This window comes from Novosphingobium naphthalenivorans NBRC 102051, from assembly GCF_001590985.1.
Lineage (GTDB): Bacteria > Pseudomonadota > Alphaproteobacteria > Sphingomonadales > Sphingomonadaceae > Novosphingobium > Novosphingobium naphthalenivorans.
In genome coordinates this window covers 1-16,019 of the sequence record NZ_BCTX01000092.1, presented here as the reverse complement: position 1 = coordinate 16,019, position 16,019 = coordinate 1, and the positions used below count along the sequence as shown (strand labels likewise).

Genomic DNA, 16,019 nt, shown 5'->3' with positions numbered 1-16,019 from the left:
CGGCGGCCCGGTGCGCTTCACGGCGCACCGGGCCGCTGCCGTTTCGCCGGTGGCTCTATTCGTGCCAGTTGCGGAACGAGGGCGGCGCAAGCTTGGCGGTGCGAGCGCGTTCATAGGCGGCGCCGATCTTCAGGACTTTGGCGTCCTGCCACTGGCCGGCGATGAATGAGAGCCCCACCGGGAGCCGCTCGACCTGTCCCATCGGCACGGTGAGGTGCGGATAGCCCGCCACCGCCGCCAGTGCCCCCGCGCCGACGCCGACGTAATGATCGCCCAGCACCGGATCGATGGGCCAGGCCGGGGCGGTGGTCGGCGCGATCAGCACGTCCACGCCGTATTGCTTCAGCATCTTGTCGATGCCTTCCGCGCCGGCGAGGCGCTTGGCGGTCTCACGGGCCTTTTCGTAGGCCTCACGGTCAGTGGCGGCGAGCGATTCTTCGAAGGTCTCCTGGCCGTACCAGCGCAGTTCCTCCTGCGCATGGGCCTTGTTGAAGGCGATCAGTCCGGCGAGGTCGCGGGCAGGGGGATCGCCGGGAAGGCTGGCGAGATAGGCATTGATCCCCTCGCGAAATTCGTACTGGAGCACGGTATTTTCCGCGTTGCCGATTGCCTCGTTTGGCTCGTAGGCGATTGTGACGATCTCGGCGCCTGCGCGTTTCATGTCGGCGATGGCCTGGTCGAGCAGGGCCGTGACGGCGGGCAGGCGGTCCGGGGACCTGCGCAGGACGCCGATGCGCACGCCCTTGAGGCTGGCTTCGGCGAGGCCCTTGGTGAAATTGACGGCATGGGCGTCCGCTTCGGCTGTCGCGGGATCGGCCGGATCGCTGCCTGCCATGGCGGTGAGCAGCAGCGCGGCGTCCTTCACGCTGGTGGCCATCGGGCCTGCGGTATCCTGGCTGGTGCTGATCGGCACCACATGCGTGCGGCTTACGAGGCCGACGGTCGGCTTGAAGCCGACGATTCCGTTGACCGAGGCGGGGCAGGTGATCGATCCGTCGGTTTCCGTGCCCACGGCGGCCCAGGTGAAGCCCGCCGCGACGGCCACGCCGCTGCCCGAGGACGAGCCGCAGGGACTGCGATCGATGGCGTAGGGATTGTGCGTCTGTCCGCCCACGCCGCTCCATCCGCTGGAGGAGCGGTCCCCGCGGAAATTGGCCCATTCCGAAAGGTTGGTCTTGCCCAGGATGACGGCCCCGGCCTTGCGCAGGTGTGCCACCAGCGGCGCGTCGCGGCCGGTGGCGTTGTCCTTGAGTGCGAGGCTCCCCGCCGTGGTCGGCATGTCGCGGGTCTCGATGTTGTCCTTGATCAGCACCACGTGGCCGGCGAGCAGGGCGCTCATGCCCGCTGCAATCACGTCGGGATCGCTGGCCGCATCGGGATCGAGGGCAATCACGGCGTTGAGGTGGGGCCCGGCATCATCGATGGCCTCGATGCGCTGGAGATAGGTTTCGGGGCTTTCCTGCGCGAATGCGCCGGGCGCCGAAAGTGTCAGGGACAGTGTCGCGACAGCGGCGCATCCCGCCCGCAGCAAACCAACTCGGGAGAAACCCATAGACTTTCGTTTCCTCATAGATCCAGCCGGCGTGATCCTGCGTCAGTCGGCTCCCGCCTGCAACCGTGCAAAGAACTGGCCCGTTTTTTGCGTGGAATCGGGGGAATGTTGGTTAGGAGGAACAAATTTTCCGGATGGAGGCCATAGATTGTCGCAAACGCGACGCCGATTGAAGGGTTAAAGCCCTTGAACATCGGTGACGGGCACGCGACATAGACGATCCAAACCAGATAGAGGACTCCCATGCTCGACCTGTTTGGCGCCTCGGGCGCCCAAGGAAAGTTCACCACTGATCCCATCACCGGCGCTCTGGTGCCGATGGTTGTCGAGCAGACCAGCCGCGGCGAGCGCAGCTTCGACATCTACTCGCGCCTGCTGCGCGAACGCATCGTGTTCGTGACCGGCCAGGTGGAAGATCACATGGCCTCGCTGATCGTGGCGCAGTTGCTGTTCCTCGAATCGGAAAATCCCTCGAAGGACATTTCGATGTACATCAACTCGCCGGGCGGTGTGGTCACGGCGGGCATGGCGATCTATGACACCATGCAGTACATCAAGCCGCGCGTGTCCACCGTGTGCATCGGCCAGGCCGCCTCGATGGGCAGCTTCCTGCTGGCCGCCGGTGAGCCGGGCATGCGCATCGCGCTGCCGAACGCCCGCATCATGGTCCACCAGCCTTCCGGCGGTGCACAGGGCATGGCCTCGGACATCGAGATCCAGGCGCGCGAGATCCTGCGGATGCGCAAGCGCCTCAACGATTGCTACGTGAAGTTCACCGGCAAGTCGCTGGAAGAGATCGAGAAGGCGATGGACCGTGACACCTTCCTCGAAGCCGAGGAAGCGCTGGCGTTCGGCCTCGTCGACAAGGTTTTCGAATCGCGTCCCGACGCCGACGGTGGCGTTTCGAGCTGATTTTGATACGGGGCGGGGTGTTTAGCCAGTGGCAAGCATTTCGCCCTAGGATTGCACAATCGCCCTCTGCCAGAGTAGACTGTCCGAGTCGCCTCAGCAGGGGGCCCAAGACGGAAAATGACGAAATTGAGCGGATCTGACGCGAAAAGCACTCTCTACTGCAGCTTCTGCGGCAAGTCGCAGCACGAAGTGCGCAAGCTGATCGCGGGCCCCACGGTTTTCATCTGCGATGAATGCGTCGAGCTGTGCAACGACATCATCCGGGAAGAAACCAAGGCTGGCATCGCGGGGAAGAAGGACGGCGGCGTGCCGTCTCCCCTCGAAATCTGCGAGACGCTGAACGACTACGTGATCGGCCAGCAGCGCGCCAAGCGCGTGCTGTCGGTGGCTGTCCACAACCACTACAAGCGCCTGAAGCACAGCGGCAAGCAGGGCGACGTCGAGCTGTCGAAGTCGAACATCCTGCTCGTCGGCCCGACCGGCTGCGGCAAGACGCTGCTGGCCCAGACGCTGGCCAAGACCTTCGACGTGCCTTTCACCATGGCCGACGCCACCACGCTGACCGAAGCAGGCTACGTGGGTGAGGATGTGGAGAACATCATCCTCAAGCTGCTCCAGGCTTCCGACTACAACGTCGAGAAGGCGCAGCACGGCATCGTCTACATCGACGAGATCGACAAGATCAGCCGCAAGGCCGAGAACCCGTCGATCACGCGCGACGTTTCGGGCGAAGGCGTGCAGCAAGCCCTGCTCAAGCTGATGGAAGGCACGACTGCGAGCGTGCCTCCGCAGGGCGGCCGCAAGCATCCGCAGCAGGAATTCCTGCAGGTGGACACGACCAACATCCTGTTCATCTGCGGCGGCGCTTTCGCCGGCCTTGAAAAGATCATCGCCGACCGCCTGCAGAAGCGCTCGATCGGCTTTGGCGCGCATGTCGCCGATCCCGACAAGCGCCGCGTGGGCGAACTGCTCCAGAAGGCGGAGCCGGAAGATCTGCTGAAGTTCGGCCTGATCCCCGAATTCGTCGGCCGTCTGCCGGTGATCGCGACGCTGGAAGATCTCGACATCACCGCGCTGGTGAAGATCCTGCGCGAGCCGAAGAACGCGCTGGTCAAGCAGTACGCCAAGCTCTTCGAGTTGGAAGACGTCGAGCTGACCTTCACCGACGACGCGCTTGAAGCGATCGCGCAGAAGGCCATCGACCGCAAGACTGGTGCGCGCGGGCTGCGCTCGATCGTGGAAGGCCTGCTGCTCGACACCATGTTCGACCTGCCGACCGAGGGCGACATCGCCGAAGTCGTGGTCGACAAGGAAGTGGTCGAAGGCCGCAAGGAACCGGTTCGCGTGCTCAAGGGCGACAAGACCGAAGCCGCAGCCTGACCGCTGCCGGTCCCGGCACGAGAGATATGAGGGCCGTTTGCTTCCGGGCAAGCGGCCCTTTCTCATGACCGGGCCTCTGTCCCGGCTGCGGCAGCTTGCGCTGCGTATTCCGTTCGTGCGGCCGCTGGGGCATCGCCTGCTGGCGGTGGTGAGTGCCGATCGCCGGGTTGTCGCCCATTTGCGCGTGAGTGCCGCAGATCAGCTTTTGCAGCCTTGGCCGACCACGTCGGAAGATCGCTATCCGCGATTGTTCGATGCTGTCGCGCTGCGGTTGCGGGATAGGGCGGCGCCGCGCATCCTCTCGTTCGGCTGTGCCAGCGGCGAGGAAGTCCGGGCCCTGCGCGCAAGGATGCCGGAGGCCGCTATTCTCGGCCTCGATCTCAACCCACGCGCGCTGGCGAAGGCACGCGCGGCCGATCCATCTCCGCGCTCGGAATACCGGCTGGCATCCGCGCCCCGGCCGGAGGAGCGTTTCGACGCCATTTTCGCCATGGCCGTATTCCGGCACGGCGCGCTGAAACGGGACCGGCCGGAAAGCTGCGCTGCCATCATGCCCTTTTCACGGTTCGAAGCGGCACTGTGCCGGCTGGACGCAGCGCTGGAGGAGGGCGGCCTTCTGGCGATGGGCAATGCGCACTTCCGCTTGAGCGATACCGGCCTTGCGGACCGTTATGCCGTGGAACTGCGATCGCCCGGGCAGGAGCCGGCATCGGCACTGCTCTACGGGCCGGATGACCGCAGGCTTGACGGCGTTCGCGAGAGTGCCGTGCTGTTCCGGAAACTCCCGGAGGCAGGCTAATGCCCTGCTCGTTGATCGGAGTTCATGTCCCCTATCTTCGTCATTGCGAGCCCAAAGGGCGAAGCAATCCAGGGCGGTTTGCGCCCGCTCTGGATTGCCGCGTCGGCTTCGCCTCCTCGCCATGACGAAAGGGAAGAAGAGCCGCTTTGGTATAGGCGGGGACTAGCCCTAGACGACGGCTTCGCTTTCCAGCGGGCAGGTGCAATCGCCGTCGGTCTCGATCTGGATCGTCGGGTGGCCGATGCCGAAGTGGTGTTCAAGATCGTGGGCCAGTTCGCGCAGGAAGCCGTCGCCCGGCGTACCGGCGGGCATGACCAGATGCGCGGTCAGCGCCGTCTCGGTCGTGCTCATTGGCCAGATGTGCAGGTCGTGAACCCGCGCGACACCGGGCAGGCGCTCCAGATGCGCGCGCACCTGCGGGCCATCGATGCTCTCGGGCACGCCCAGCATACCCATCCGCAGCGAATCGCGCAGCACGCTCCAGCTCGACCAGGCGATGACGCCGGTGATGAGGAGCGAGGCGATCGGATCGATCAGTTCGAACCCGGTCAGCAGCACGATCAGCCCCGCGCCGACCACGCCCACCGAGACAACGGCATCGGCCATCAGGTGGACGAAGGCGGCGCGCAAGTTGAGGTCGGACTTGGAGCCCTTGGCGAACAGCAGCGCCGACAGGGCATTGATGACGATGCCGATCCCGGCGACCAACATCATCGTGGTGCCCGCAACCGGGGCAGGGTCGGCGAAGCGCCGGATCGTCTCGACCAGGATCGCGCCGACGGCCACCCACAGCAGCGTGGCGTTGGCAATGGCCGCCAGGATCGAGGAACTCTTCAGCCCGTAGGTAAAGCGGGCCGAAGGCGGCCGGGTCGACAGCACGCTGGCGCCCCAGGCCAGCAGCAGCGACAGAACGTCCGAGAGGTTGTGTCCGGCATCGGCCAGCAGGGCCATCGAGCCGCTCATGAAACCGGCCGCGACTTCCGCCGCGACGAAGATCAGATTGAGCGTCACGGCAATGGCGAAGGCCCGGCCTGCGTCGCCGGCTGCAGGCGGCGCGGGATGGTGATGCCCATGCCCGTGCCCGTGCCCGTGGTTATGACCGTGGTGATGGTGATGATGGCCTGCGCTCATGGATCAGGTCTGTCGCACGGCCGGCGCGGTTTCAGCAAGCGATGACGTAACATCACACGAATGGAAAAACGGGACGCGGCGTAAGCCGGAAAGGGATGCGCGGAGGAATGCTTTTGACGTGACATTTTTGCCGCACTGCAAAGTGCGCGTGTAAATTTAAATTATTGAAAATATTATATAAAAATTCATTTCGTTAGGAAATGTGACGGTAGTGTCACAAAATTTCGCAACTGCGAACGCAAATGAATCCCAAACGTCAGAGAGTTGTCATATCTGCCTGCTCTTAGCTGCCGCAGCAAAATTGCGGCGGAGGGCAATAACCACATCGTTGCACTTTGTGTCCACCCAGTCTCAAGACCTCAGGGGGCTAGAATGAAGTTCCATTCCGTTTTCAAGACCGCGACCAGCACGCTGGCCGTCGGCACCGCTTTCCTCACCGTTCCCGCATTCGCGCAGTCGACCGGCTCGGCCGAGTTCGAAGGCGATGCGATCGTTGTCACCGGCCAGCGCGAAACCTCGATTGTTGGTGTCACTACTCCCAATTCGCCCAAGGCGAAGGTTGAAGTCACCAAGGATTTCATCGCGAACCAGCGGGCGGGCCAGACCGTCAACGAGATGATCAATCTCGTCCCGGGTGTCAGCTTCACCAATAACGATCCCTGGGGTTCGAGCGGCGGTTCGTTCTCGATCCGCGGCTTCGATTCGAGCCGTATTTCGCAGACCTTTGACGGTATTCCGCTCAATGACTCGGGCAACTATGCGATTTACACCAACCAGCAGGTCTCGCCGGAACTGATCGAGCGGGTCAACGTCAACCTCGGTTCGACCGACGTCGACAGCCCGACCGCTTCGGCCGTTGGCGGCACCGTCAACATCAATACCATCGTTCCCTCGGACGAATTCGGTGCGATGACCAGCTTTACCTACGGTGACATTGCCGCCAAGGGCTCGGGTGCCGCGGGCGTCGATCGTTCGTACCAGCGCTTCTTCGGGAAGGTCGAGACGGGCGAATTCACCTCGTTCGGCACCAAGGCTTGGGTTGCGGCGGAATATGCCCGCAACGGTGCGACCTTCGCCAACTACGGCAAGGTTGAGAAGCAGCAGTACAACGCCAAGATCTATCAGCCGCTGGGTGGGGACGACTTCATCGCGATTTCGGGGCACTACAACCAGAATCGCAATAACTTCAACGGTTCGCCGTTCCGCGCCAGTGCCTTCACCGGCGACAAGGATGGCCGTTTCTACGACATCAACTATCCGTGCACCGTCAGCACCACCAGCACGGTCAATAGCTGTGGCACCGATTTCGAGCGCCGGTACAACCCGTCGAACACGGGCAATGTCCGTCTGGCTTCGCTGTTCACCCTTACCGACAAGCTGACCCTGTCCATCGACGCCGCCTATCAGTACGTGAAGGCGAATGGCGGCGGCACGACCGCAGCGAACGAAGGGTACTACTCCATTGACGGTGTTAACTTCACCGGCAACTATGGTGGCAAGTTCTACTTCGGTCGGGATCTCAACGGCGACGGTGTCATCGGTCAGGTGACCGTGCTGCAGCCGAGCCAGACGAAGACCAATCGCTACGTCGCGATCGCGAACCTTGCGTACGAGATCAACGACAGCAACCGCGTGCGTCTGTCGTATTCGTTCGACCGTGCGCGCCACCGCCAGACCGGTACGGCTGGTTACCTGCTGCCGAATGGTGAGCCGGTTGACGTGTTCCCGATCAACGATCCGCTGACCGATGCGGCTGGCAATGTGCTCGGCAAGCGTGACCGTCTCTCCTACGCGACTCTGCACAAGGTCGCGGGCGAATATCGCGGCAGTTTCTTTGAAGACAACCTGACGGTCGTGCTCGGCCTTGCTGCGCCGTTCTATACGCGTGATCTGAACCAGTATTGCTTCACGACCAGCTCAGGCGGCTATGTGGACTGCGTTCCTGCGGACCAACAGGCAGCTTATGCTGCGGCCAAGCCCACCTCGGCACTGCCGCAGTCGCGCAAGATCAAGTATGACAAGCTGCTGCCTTCGGCAGGCTTGACCTACAAGATCACGCCGGAACTGAGCCTTGCCGGCAGCTATTCCAAGAACATCTCGGTTCCTGGTACCGATACGCTGTACAACGCCTTCTACTTCACCGCGGGCAGCGCCGAGGCGCATCGCGTTCCGGAAACGTCGGACAGCTTCGACCTGAGTCTGCGCTATTCGAGCCCCACGGTCCAGGCCGCCCTCACCGGCTGGTACACCAAGTACAGCAACCGTCTTGTCACCGCCTATGACATCGACGGCAATGCGACCGACACCAACTTGGGGCCGGTCAAGAAGTACGGCGTAGACGCCAGCGTTTCGATCCGTCCGGTTCAGCCGTTGTCGCTCTACGCGTTCGCTTCGTACATCAAGTCGGAAATCCAGAACGACGCCGTGGGTAAGAGCTGCGTTTCGACCAGCTATATCGCTCTGGCAGACCTGTGCTACACGGCTACCGATGGCACCGTGTACCTGCGGACTGCTGGCAAGCGTGAGCGTGGTACGCCCGACTGGCTGGTCGGTGGCCGTGCGGAACTCACGCTGGGTGACTTCCTGTTCGGTGCGCAGGCGAAGTACACCGGCTCGCGTTACTTGAACGACCTCAACGGCACCATCGACACGCTCACCGGCGCCAAGTTCAAGGGCTACACTGTCGTTGACCTGAACCTGCGTTACAAGCTGGAGAGCCTGGGGCTGGCGAAGAGCGAAGTGCAGCTCAACGTCTCGAACCTGTTTGACGAATTCTATGTCGGTTCGTTCAGCGGTGGTCTCGACACTTCGCCGACTTCGAGCTCGGCTTACGTGAACTTCGGTGCGCCGCGTGCCATTAGCGCAACGTTCATCATGGGCTTCTGATCCCACTGGTCAGAACCTCAGGAAAAAAGAGGGGAGGAACCGCGAGGTTCCTCCCTTTTTTGTTGCCGCTCTGGGGTTTGTGCAGGCCTATGTACGGCACACGTGCGGGCTGCTGCGATAAGCCAGCGCCTTGAAGGGAAGGCCATCGGAATAGAGGGGTATTTGCTGCCGCTTTAGAGCGAAGAGCCGATCGTCCGCGAGAGGGCATCGCATCGAAGCAGGCGCCCTGCAGGGCCCTATATGCTCCCCCGGTTCCTGCAAAACCGCCTACCGAAAACACCCCCGCGGGCCTCGCCGCGGGCTGAGGGCTATTCGTAGACGCAGGCGTCGTAGCCGTCGCGTTTCACCGTGGCGATGCGGGCGGCGATCGTGTTGCCGTAGCGGCGGGTGAAGCCGGCGGGGTTCTTGACGCTGCGGGTCTTGGGGCTGGGGAGCGCGGCGGCGATGCGGGCGGCTTCCACCGGGCTCAGCCTGGCGGCCGATTTGCCGTAATAGCGCTGTGCCCCAGCCTCCACGCCATACGTGCCGATGCCCGTTTCAGCGACGTTGAGGTAGACTTCCATGATCCGCCGCTTGTCCCACAAGTGCTCGACCAGGAACGTGAACCAGACTTCCAGCCCCTTGCGCAGATAGCGGGTCCAGCCTTCGCCCTGCCACAGGAATACATTCTTGGCGGTCTGCTGGCTGATCGTCGATCCGCCGCGCAGGCGCTTGCCTGTGGCATTGCGCTCCATCGCCTTTTCGATGGCATCGGTGTCGAAGCCGTTGTGGCTGCAGAACTTCCCGTCTTCGGCCGCGATCGCGGCGGCGACCATGTTGCGGTCGATCCGGCTCAGCGGCTCCCAGTCCTTGGTGATGCCGTTGCCGTCGGTCAGCATGGTGAACGTCACTGGCGGCGGCACGAAGCGGTAGAGCACGGTCAGTCCGACGCTGATGGCAACGAACCAGACGATGATCCTGGCAATGAAACGCATGAACTGGCGAGAACCCGAGTGTTGGTGATGCTCCGGTCTCTAGAGCCAGTTGCCGCCGTCTGGCAATGGCACGGCTTGCGCCTGGAGCGAGCTGCGTACACCCTCTCGCTCGATACGAACGGGACCGGCGCAGATCAAACGCACGATGCTCTAATGCAACGTGCTCATCTGCATACCGTCCATGGCGGGGGGCTGGCCATGGCCCTGGAACATGACGCGGTCGCGGCCCAGGCGTTTGGCCCGGTAGAGCGCTTCGTCCGCGAGACGGTAGAGTTCGCGGAAACTGCTGTCCCGCCCCGCTTCGGCAATGCCGATGCTGACTGTCACGGTTCCGGTGCCGATCGCCTCGTGATGGTCGCAGGCGGCAATGCCCAGGCGCACGCTTTCGGCGAACTGTTCGAGCGCGAAGCCGGTCATGCCGGTGGTCATCAGCGCGAATTCCTCGCCGCCCAGCCGCGAGACCTTGCACATCGGGCCTTCCCAGCGCTCGATGCGGCGGGCGATGGTGGCGAGCACCATGTCGCCGGCATCGTGGCCGTGGGTGTCGTTGATGCGCTTGAACATGTCGATATCGAGCAGGAGCAGCGCGGCGGGGCTGCTGCCCGACTGCGCGAGTTCCAGCATCGGCGCCACCGCTTCGATAAAGCCGCGGCGGTTGCGCAGCCCGGTCAGCGGATCGCGCCGGGCCAGTTCGTGTGCCTGGGCCTCTGCCTGCCGCGCGCGGTCGTGCTCGATGCGCAAGTTGGCATGGGTTTTGGAGGCGGCCACGGCCAGCCATATCGTCTGCCAGGCTGCCGCGAACAGGATCAGCAGTTGCGAGCCGCCGCCCCAGAAGATCGTCTTGGTGTCGACGAACTCCACGCCGCCCAGTGTGAGGATGGGAATCGACCAGGCGCCGGCAAACGTGCGGGCCTCGATGCTGCCGCGCCGCCAGGCAAAGGCGAGGCAGCCCGCGACGCAGGCCAGGAGCGTGAGGATCGCGATGCCGAGCGCCAGCGCTGCCGCATCGATGGGGCCCGAGCGCATCAGCGCCAGCGGGAGTCCGAGAAAGCTGACGAAGCCTCCGAGACCCAGGGTGAACCAGCGGGCAGGGCGCGGCAGTTCGGGACCGTCAAGGGCCGTGACGGCGCTGGAGGCGGCGAAGGTCACGGCCAGGCAGGACAGCGCCGTGCAGATCTGGGAGGAGAAGGTCCCCGCCATTTCCGGCACGATCAGCAAGCCCAGTTGCGACCAGATCACGCCCCACAGGAGCACGCTACCCGCCCAGGCTGCCTGCCACACGGGGAATTGCCGCCGCAGCGATACGGCCAGCGAGGTGTTGTAGACCGCACCGATCAGCAGAAGCGTGAGCGCGGCCGTGACGCAGATCGAAAGTGCCGTCGACTGGATCGCCGCTTCGCCGCGGCTCAGCAGGCGCATGCGCAAGAGGTTGACGCTTGCCAGCCGGTCGAAACGCATGGTGACGTATCGCACCGGGGCATCGCGGACCGGAGCCTCGAAGGCGATCTGCCCGCCGGTGCGCCAGTGCGTGCCGAAGTCGCCAGCGCGAACGTGCTGGTAGATGGTGCGCCCGTCGGCATAGACAAAGGCGACTTCGAGCCGGTCGAACCGCGAACTGTGCACTTTCAGCACCAGATCGTGCGGATCGACATTGTGCCGGTGGAGGTCGGCGCGCAGCCAGACGCTGCCGAACTGGTAGCCTTGCGCTTCGCCCTTGCAGGTGATGGCGGGCGGAGTCGCCATGGGCTGCGCTACGGTCTGCGAAACGGCATGGCAGAGGGACGGCGGATCGAGAACGTCTTCGGCAGCCGCGGCATCCGCCCAGCCGCCCCATAGCAGGAGTGCGGCAAGGATGGACAAGACGCTCAGCAGGCGTGTCCGGGCGGGGGAGTGGGCGGCCATGGCATTGCCGGAAATGCCACAACTATGCCTTACAAATTATTAAAGAAGGTGTGATTTCCCCAGATTTCTGAGGGGTTACAAGGTAAATAAAAACCGGGCCACCTTAGGGGCGGCCCGGTCTTCGTCGTTCCTGCGCTGACTTTGGATCAGCCGGCGGGAATGAGCTTCTTTTCGCCAGCGATGCGGTTCATCGCCTTCTGCAGCTTTTCGAAAGCGCGCACTTCGATCTGGCGCACGCGCTCGCGGCTGACGTGATAGACCTGGCTCAGTTCCTCAAGCGTCTTGGGATCGTCAGTCAGGCGGCGTTCGGTCAGGATGTCGCGCTCGCGTTCGTTGAGCGAATCCATCGCTTCGACCAGCATGTCGTGGCGGACGGTCTTTTCTTCCGCTTCGGCGACGATCTCATCCTGCAGCGGTGCTTCGTCCGCCAGGATGTCCATCCACTGGCCTTCGCCTTCCTCGCGCAGCGAGACGTTCAGCGAAGCATCGCCGCCCATCATCATGCGCCGGTTCATGTTGACCACTTCCTGCTCGGAAACGCCCAGCGTCGTCGCGATCTTGGCGACGTCTTCCGGATGCAGGTCGGTATCCTCGTAAGCGTCGAGGTTCTTCTTCATGCGGCGCAGGTTGAAGAACAGCTTCTTCTGCGCGGCGGTGGTGCCCATCTTCACAAGCGACCACGAACGCAGGATGAACTCTTGAATCGACGCTTTGATCCACCACATAGCATAAGTGGCGAGGCGAAAGCCCCGATCAGGCTCGAACTTCTTCACGCCCTGCATCAGGCCGATGTTGCCTTCGGAGATGAGTTCCGAGACAGGCAGGCCATAGCCACGGTAGCCCATCGCGATCTTCGCGACGAGGCGCAGGTGGCTGGTCACCAGCTGCGCTGCAGCCTCGGGATCCTCGTGTTCCTGATAGCGCTTGGCGAGCATGTATTCCTGCTCGGGCTTCAGCACCGGGAACTTGCGAATCTCGGAGAGGTAGCGGTTGAGGCTCTGCTCACCGCCCAGTGCGGGAACCGCGGGGAGGTTGCGTTGCTTGTTGCTCACTATCTTTTCCGTCCTTTCTAGGTCGGCCAGCGGTCAAAGACCCTTGCTAGGCATCTTAGCTTGCGGCCACCTGTTCTTGATAGCACATAAAACCGATTTCAGTGTCGCAATTCGTCGATCAGAGTCCGCATATCGTCGGGAATCGGGCTGACGAAGTGGACCTTCTCCCCCTTAACGGGATGGATGAAGCCGAGTTCCGCGGCGTGCAGCGCCTGGCGGGAAAAATCGAGCCTCTGGAGGATCGGGCGAATCGCTGAAGGTGTACGTCCATAGACAGGGTCCCCCAATAGCGCATGGCCGATTGACGACATGTGAACGCGCACCTGATGCGTGCGTCCGGTCTCCAGGCGGCATTCGATAAGGGTGGCGCCTTTGAGCAGTTCCAGGGTCCGGTAATGCGTCACGGCGTGCTTTCCCCGTTTCTGACCATTCGGGCCGTCCTCGACCAGCGCCATCTTCTTGCGGTTGGTATTCGAACGGGCGATCGCTCCGGTTACAGTTCCGGCCGCAGGGATCGGGCGGCCGCCGACGACGGCATTGTAGGCGCGCTCGATCGAATGGTCGGCGAACTGCACGGCGAGCCCTTCGTGCGCGCGGTCGGTCTTGGCGACGACGAGCAGGCCCGAGGTGTCCTTGTCGATGCGATGGACGATGCCGGGGCGCGCGACGCCGCCGATACCCGAAAGCTGCCCCCGGCAGTGATGGAGCAGCGCGTTCACCAGCGTGCCGTCGAGGTTGCCGGCGGCGGGATGGACGACAAGCCCCGCGGGCTTGTCCACCACGATCAGGTCCTCGTCCTCGAACACGACATTGAGCGGAATATCCTGCGCCACCGCTTCGGCCGGGGCTGCCTCGGGCACGGCAATCGCAAACGGCGTGCCGGGTTCGGCCTTGAGCGAGGCCTGCGACGCGGGCTTGCCCGCCAGCGTGACGCGGCCTTCGCCCATCAGCGCTTTCACGCGCTCGCGCGAAAGGCCGCTCGCTTCGGCCAGCGCCTTGTCGAGTCGTCCGCCGGCATCGCCGATCCGGCCTTCGATGATATTTCCGTTTCCCCCCATCTTGGCTAGGATTTGGGGATGGTTATCGAAGTGACAAGTGGGGTTCTGGCAACATTGCGCGCCGAAGCGGATCGCGCCGCGCCGGAAGAATGCTGCGGGCTGCTCCTGGGCAGCGGAGAACCGGGCAGAGAAGGACGGATCGAGACGGCCGTGCCGGCCGCCAATATCTCCGGTCAGCCGCATCTGCGTTTCGAAATCGACCCCTTGGCCCTGCTCGCCGCGCACAAGGCGGCGCGGGCGGGCGGGCCGCAGGTGCTGGGGTACTATCACTCGCATCCGCTCGGCCATCCGGTGCCGTCTGCCGTGGATTGCGAACATTCCACCGGCGATTTGCGCATCTGGGCGATCATCGCGGGCGGACATGTTGCTTTCTGGCGCGATAGCGGGAATGGTTTTCAGGAATTGACCTTCCGCACGGTTGGAAAGGACTGTGCGGAGCAAAGCTGATATCGGCGCGGGTCGGCCGAGAGAATGGAAAGCCCCTGTTTCATGACCACGAGCTCGCTCGAACTTGCCAGCCTCCTGTGTTCGCGGCTGTGCCACGACATGCTCAGCCCTGTCGGCGCCCTGTCGAACGGGCTTGAACTGCTGGCGGACGAGAAGGATCCGGAGATGCGCCAGCGCTGCTTCGAGCTGCTCGACCAGAGCGCGCGGATCTCGGCCGACAAGCTGAAATTCTTTCGTCTGGCCTTCGGCGCGGCGGGCGGTTTCGGCGAGATGGTGCCGGTCAGCGAGGCGCGGGTTCTGGTCGACGGGCTGGTGGCCAACAATGCCCGGATCGTCCTCAACTGGGCCCTGTCGAGCGATTCGCTGCCGAAGCCGGCGATCAAGGTCCTGCTCAATTTCGCCCTGTTCGGGATGGAAGCGCTGCCGCGTGGCGGCACGCTGGATATCGCCGCCGAATTCCGGGACGGGACGTCCGAGATTGTCGTGCGCGCCGCGGGCCAGCGCATCGCGTTCGACCGCGACATCGGCCGGGCGCTCGAAGGGACGCTGCCGCCCGGAGACTTGTCGAGCCGCACGGCTCCGGCGGCGATGATCCAGCAATTGGCTGGCGGACACGGGGGCAAGCTGCAATATGTCCTTGCGGAAGACGCGCTGGTACTCGGCGCGGTTCTTCCCGGAGCCTGAAGGGAGAGGGCCGGATGCGCGGGGGACAGGCACAATGAACCGTTGGCTCGTCAACCGTATCGTCGAATCGCCCAACTGGAACGAGCGCAAGCTGCCCGTTTCGATGGTGGTGCTGCACTACACCGGCATGAAAAGTGCCGAAGAGGCCCTGCAGCGGATGTGCGATCCGGCAGCCGAAGTCTCCGCGCATTACCTGATCGACGAGGAGGGTATCGTCACTTCGCTGGTGCCCGAGGACAAGCGCGCCTGGCACGCCGGGCAATCCTACTGGCGCGGCGTGACCGATGTGAATTCGGCCAGTATCGGCATCGAACTGGCCAATCCGGGGCACGAATTCGGCTATCGTCCGTTTCCCGAACCGCAGATGGACGCGCTGCTGCCGCTGCTTGCGGACATCATGGACCGGCACGATATCCCGCGCGCCAATGTCGTCGCCCATTCGGACATCGCGCCGGTCCGCAAGCAGGATCCGGGCGAATATTTCGACTGGCACCGCCTCGGCGAACTGGGTCTCGCGCTCGATATTCCGGCCGCGAAGATGAACCTGTTCTATGACAATCCCGGCGCGTTCTACCTCGCGCTGGAGCGCTTCGGGTACGATATTTCGGATGGCCGCGCCGCCGTGCGCGCGTTCCAGCGGCGCTGGCGGCCGATGTTCATCGATGGCGAGATCGACGGGGAAATCGGCGGTATCCTGTTCGAACTCCTGCTCGAACGCGACACCGGCCGGGCGCGGTAAGCTTTCCTTTTCGGATTTTCATGCTAGGGCACGCGGCGCCGGGGAGCCGGGCAGCCGCGTCATTCGCAAGAATGCCGAGGAAAGTCCGGGCTCCACGAAACAAGGGTGGCGGGTAACGCCCGCCGGGCGAGGGAGGTTCTCAGGCCTGCCGAAGCTCAGGGAAAGTGCCACAGAGAGCAAACCGCCAATGGCCTCTTGCAGGCACAGGCAAGGGTGAAAGGGTGCGGTAAAAGCGCACCGCGCTTCCGGTAACGGCAAGCGGCATGGCAAACCCCACCCGGAGCAAGACCGAATAGGGGCTGCTGGCCATCTTCGGATGGCGGGTCGGTTTCGGACCCAGGCAGCCCGGGTTGGTCGCTGGAGCGATGCAGCAATGCACCGCCAAGAGGAATGGCTGCCGCCGCGGCGTAAGGTCCCCTTTTTGGGGAGACCACGCCAGGCACAGAACCCGGCTTACAGGCTCCCCGGCATTACTTTTCCCGAGATTTTGGTTGGCTCTAGTC

Annotated in this window: 13 protein-coding genes and 1 other RNA gene; 8 read left to right on the top strand and 6 right to left on the bottom strand. The window is 63.5% G+C overall.

Annotated elements, in window-relative coordinates:
- Nucleotides 1-55: 55 nt before the first annotated feature.
- On the bottom strand, nt 56-1,552 hold the full coding sequence (locus NN5_RS21295) for an amidase (RefSeq protein WP_084385084.1): 1,497 nt from the start codon (nt 1,550-1,552) through the stop codon (nt 56-58).
- Nucleotides 1,553-1,795: 243 nt separating this feature from the next.
- Here NN5_RS21295 and clpP point away from each other — a divergent pair, with 243 nt between their 5' ends.
- From clpP to NN5_RS21280, 3 genes are all read left to right on the top strand, one after another.
- Entirely contained in the window at nt 1,796-2,464 is a 669-nt protein-coding gene (gene clpP, locus NN5_RS21290) for an ATP-dependent Clp endopeptidase proteolytic subunit ClpP (protein ID WP_067738024.1), read from the top strand.
- 117 nt (nt 2,465-2,581) lie between these two features.
- Nucleotides 2,582-3,844 carry an ATP-dependent Clp protease ATP-binding subunit ClpX gene (gene clpX / locus NN5_RS21285; RefSeq protein ID WP_067738021.1) on the top strand — a complete coding sequence of 421 codons (1,263 nt, stop codon included), beginning with the start codon at nt 2,582-2,584 and terminating at the stop codon, nt 3,842-3,844.
- Nucleotides 3,845-3,908: 64 nt separating this feature from the next.
- On the top strand, nt 3,909-4,643 hold the full coding sequence (locus NN5_RS21280) for a class I SAM-dependent methyltransferase (RefSeq protein WP_157081252.1): 735 nt from the start codon (nt 3,909-3,911) through the stop codon (nt 4,641-4,643).
- 168 nt (nt 4,644-4,811) lie between these two features.
- Here the strand turns inward: NN5_RS21280 and NN5_RS21275 are convergent, their stop codons facing one another.
- Nucleotides 4,812-5,774: a cation diffusion facilitator family transporter gene (locus NN5_RS21275; RefSeq protein WP_067738015.1), complete on the bottom strand. Its 963-nt coding sequence runs from the start codon at nt 5,772-5,774 to the stop codon at nt 4,812-4,814.
- Nucleotides 5,775-6,146: 372 nt separating this feature from the next.
- On the opposite strand from NN5_RS21275, the gene NN5_RS21270 reads away from it, so the two are divergent.
- The gene (locus NN5_RS21270; RefSeq protein WP_067738012.1) at nt 6,147-8,660 is read left to right on the top strand and encodes a TonB-dependent receptor; all 2,514 of its coding nucleotides are present in this window, start codon (nt 6,147-6,149) and stop codon (nt 8,658-8,660) included.
- A gap of 308 nt (nt 8,661-8,968) precedes the next feature.
- On the opposite strand, the gene mtgA is transcribed toward NN5_RS21270, so the two are convergent.
- The 4 genes from mtgA to NN5_RS21250 all read right to left on the bottom strand — a co-directional run bounded on the left by mtgA (nt 8,969) and on the right by NN5_RS21250 (nt 13,646).
- Complete coding sequence (mtgA, locus tag NN5_RS21265; protein WP_067738009.1) at nt 8,969-9,634, bottom strand: monofunctional biosynthetic peptidoglycan transglycosylase; 666 nt, start codon at nt 9,632-9,634, stop codon at nt 8,969-8,971.
- Nucleotides 9,635-9,784: 150 nt separating this feature from the next.
- Complete coding sequence (locus tag NN5_RS21260; RefSeq protein ID WP_067738007.1) at nt 9,785-11,536, bottom strand: sensor domain-containing diguanylate cyclase; 1,752 nt, start codon at nt 11,534-11,536, stop codon at nt 9,785-9,787.
- 146 nt (nt 11,537-11,682) lie between these two features.
- On the bottom strand, nt 11,683-12,588 hold the full coding sequence (gene rpoH / locus NN5_RS21255; RefSeq protein ID WP_067738005.1) for an RNA polymerase sigma factor RpoH: 906 nt from the start codon (nt 12,586-12,588) through the stop codon (nt 11,683-11,685).
- A 98-nt stretch (nt 12,589-12,686) separates the two neighbouring features.
- Nucleotides 12,687-13,646, bottom strand: coding sequence for an RluA family pseudouridine synthase (locus tag NN5_RS21250; protein ID WP_067738002.1), 960 nt, complete (start codon nt 13,644-13,646; stop codon nt 12,687-12,689).
- Nucleotides 13,647-13,664: 18 nt separating this feature from the next.
- On the opposite strand from NN5_RS21250, the gene NN5_RS21245 reads away from it, so the two are divergent.
- The 4 genes from NN5_RS21245 to rnpB all read left to right on the top strand — a co-directional run bounded on the left by NN5_RS21245 (nt 13,665) and on the right by rnpB (nt 15,988).
- Nucleotides 13,665-14,093, top strand: a complete 429-nt coding sequence (locus tag NN5_RS21245) for a M67 family metallopeptidase (protein ID WP_067737999.1) — start codon at nt 13,665-13,667, stop codon at nt 14,091-14,093.
- Nucleotides 14,094-14,135: 42 nt separating this feature from the next.
- Entirely contained in the window at nt 14,136-14,777 is a 642-nt protein-coding gene (locus tag NN5_RS21240; RefSeq protein WP_067737996.1) for a histidine phosphotransferase family protein, read from the top strand.
- A 34-nt stretch (nt 14,778-14,811) separates the two neighbouring features.
- Nucleotides 14,812-15,516: an N-acetylmuramoyl-L-alanine amidase gene (locus NN5_RS21235; RefSeq protein WP_067737993.1), complete on the top strand. Its 705-nt coding sequence runs from the start codon at nt 14,812-14,814 to the stop codon at nt 15,514-15,516.
- A gap of 38 nt (nt 15,517-15,554) precedes the next feature.
- Nucleotides 15,555-15,988, top strand: an RNA gene (rnpB, locus tag NN5_RS21230) — RNase P RNA component class A.
- Nucleotides 15,989-16,019: the final 31 nt, after the last annotated feature.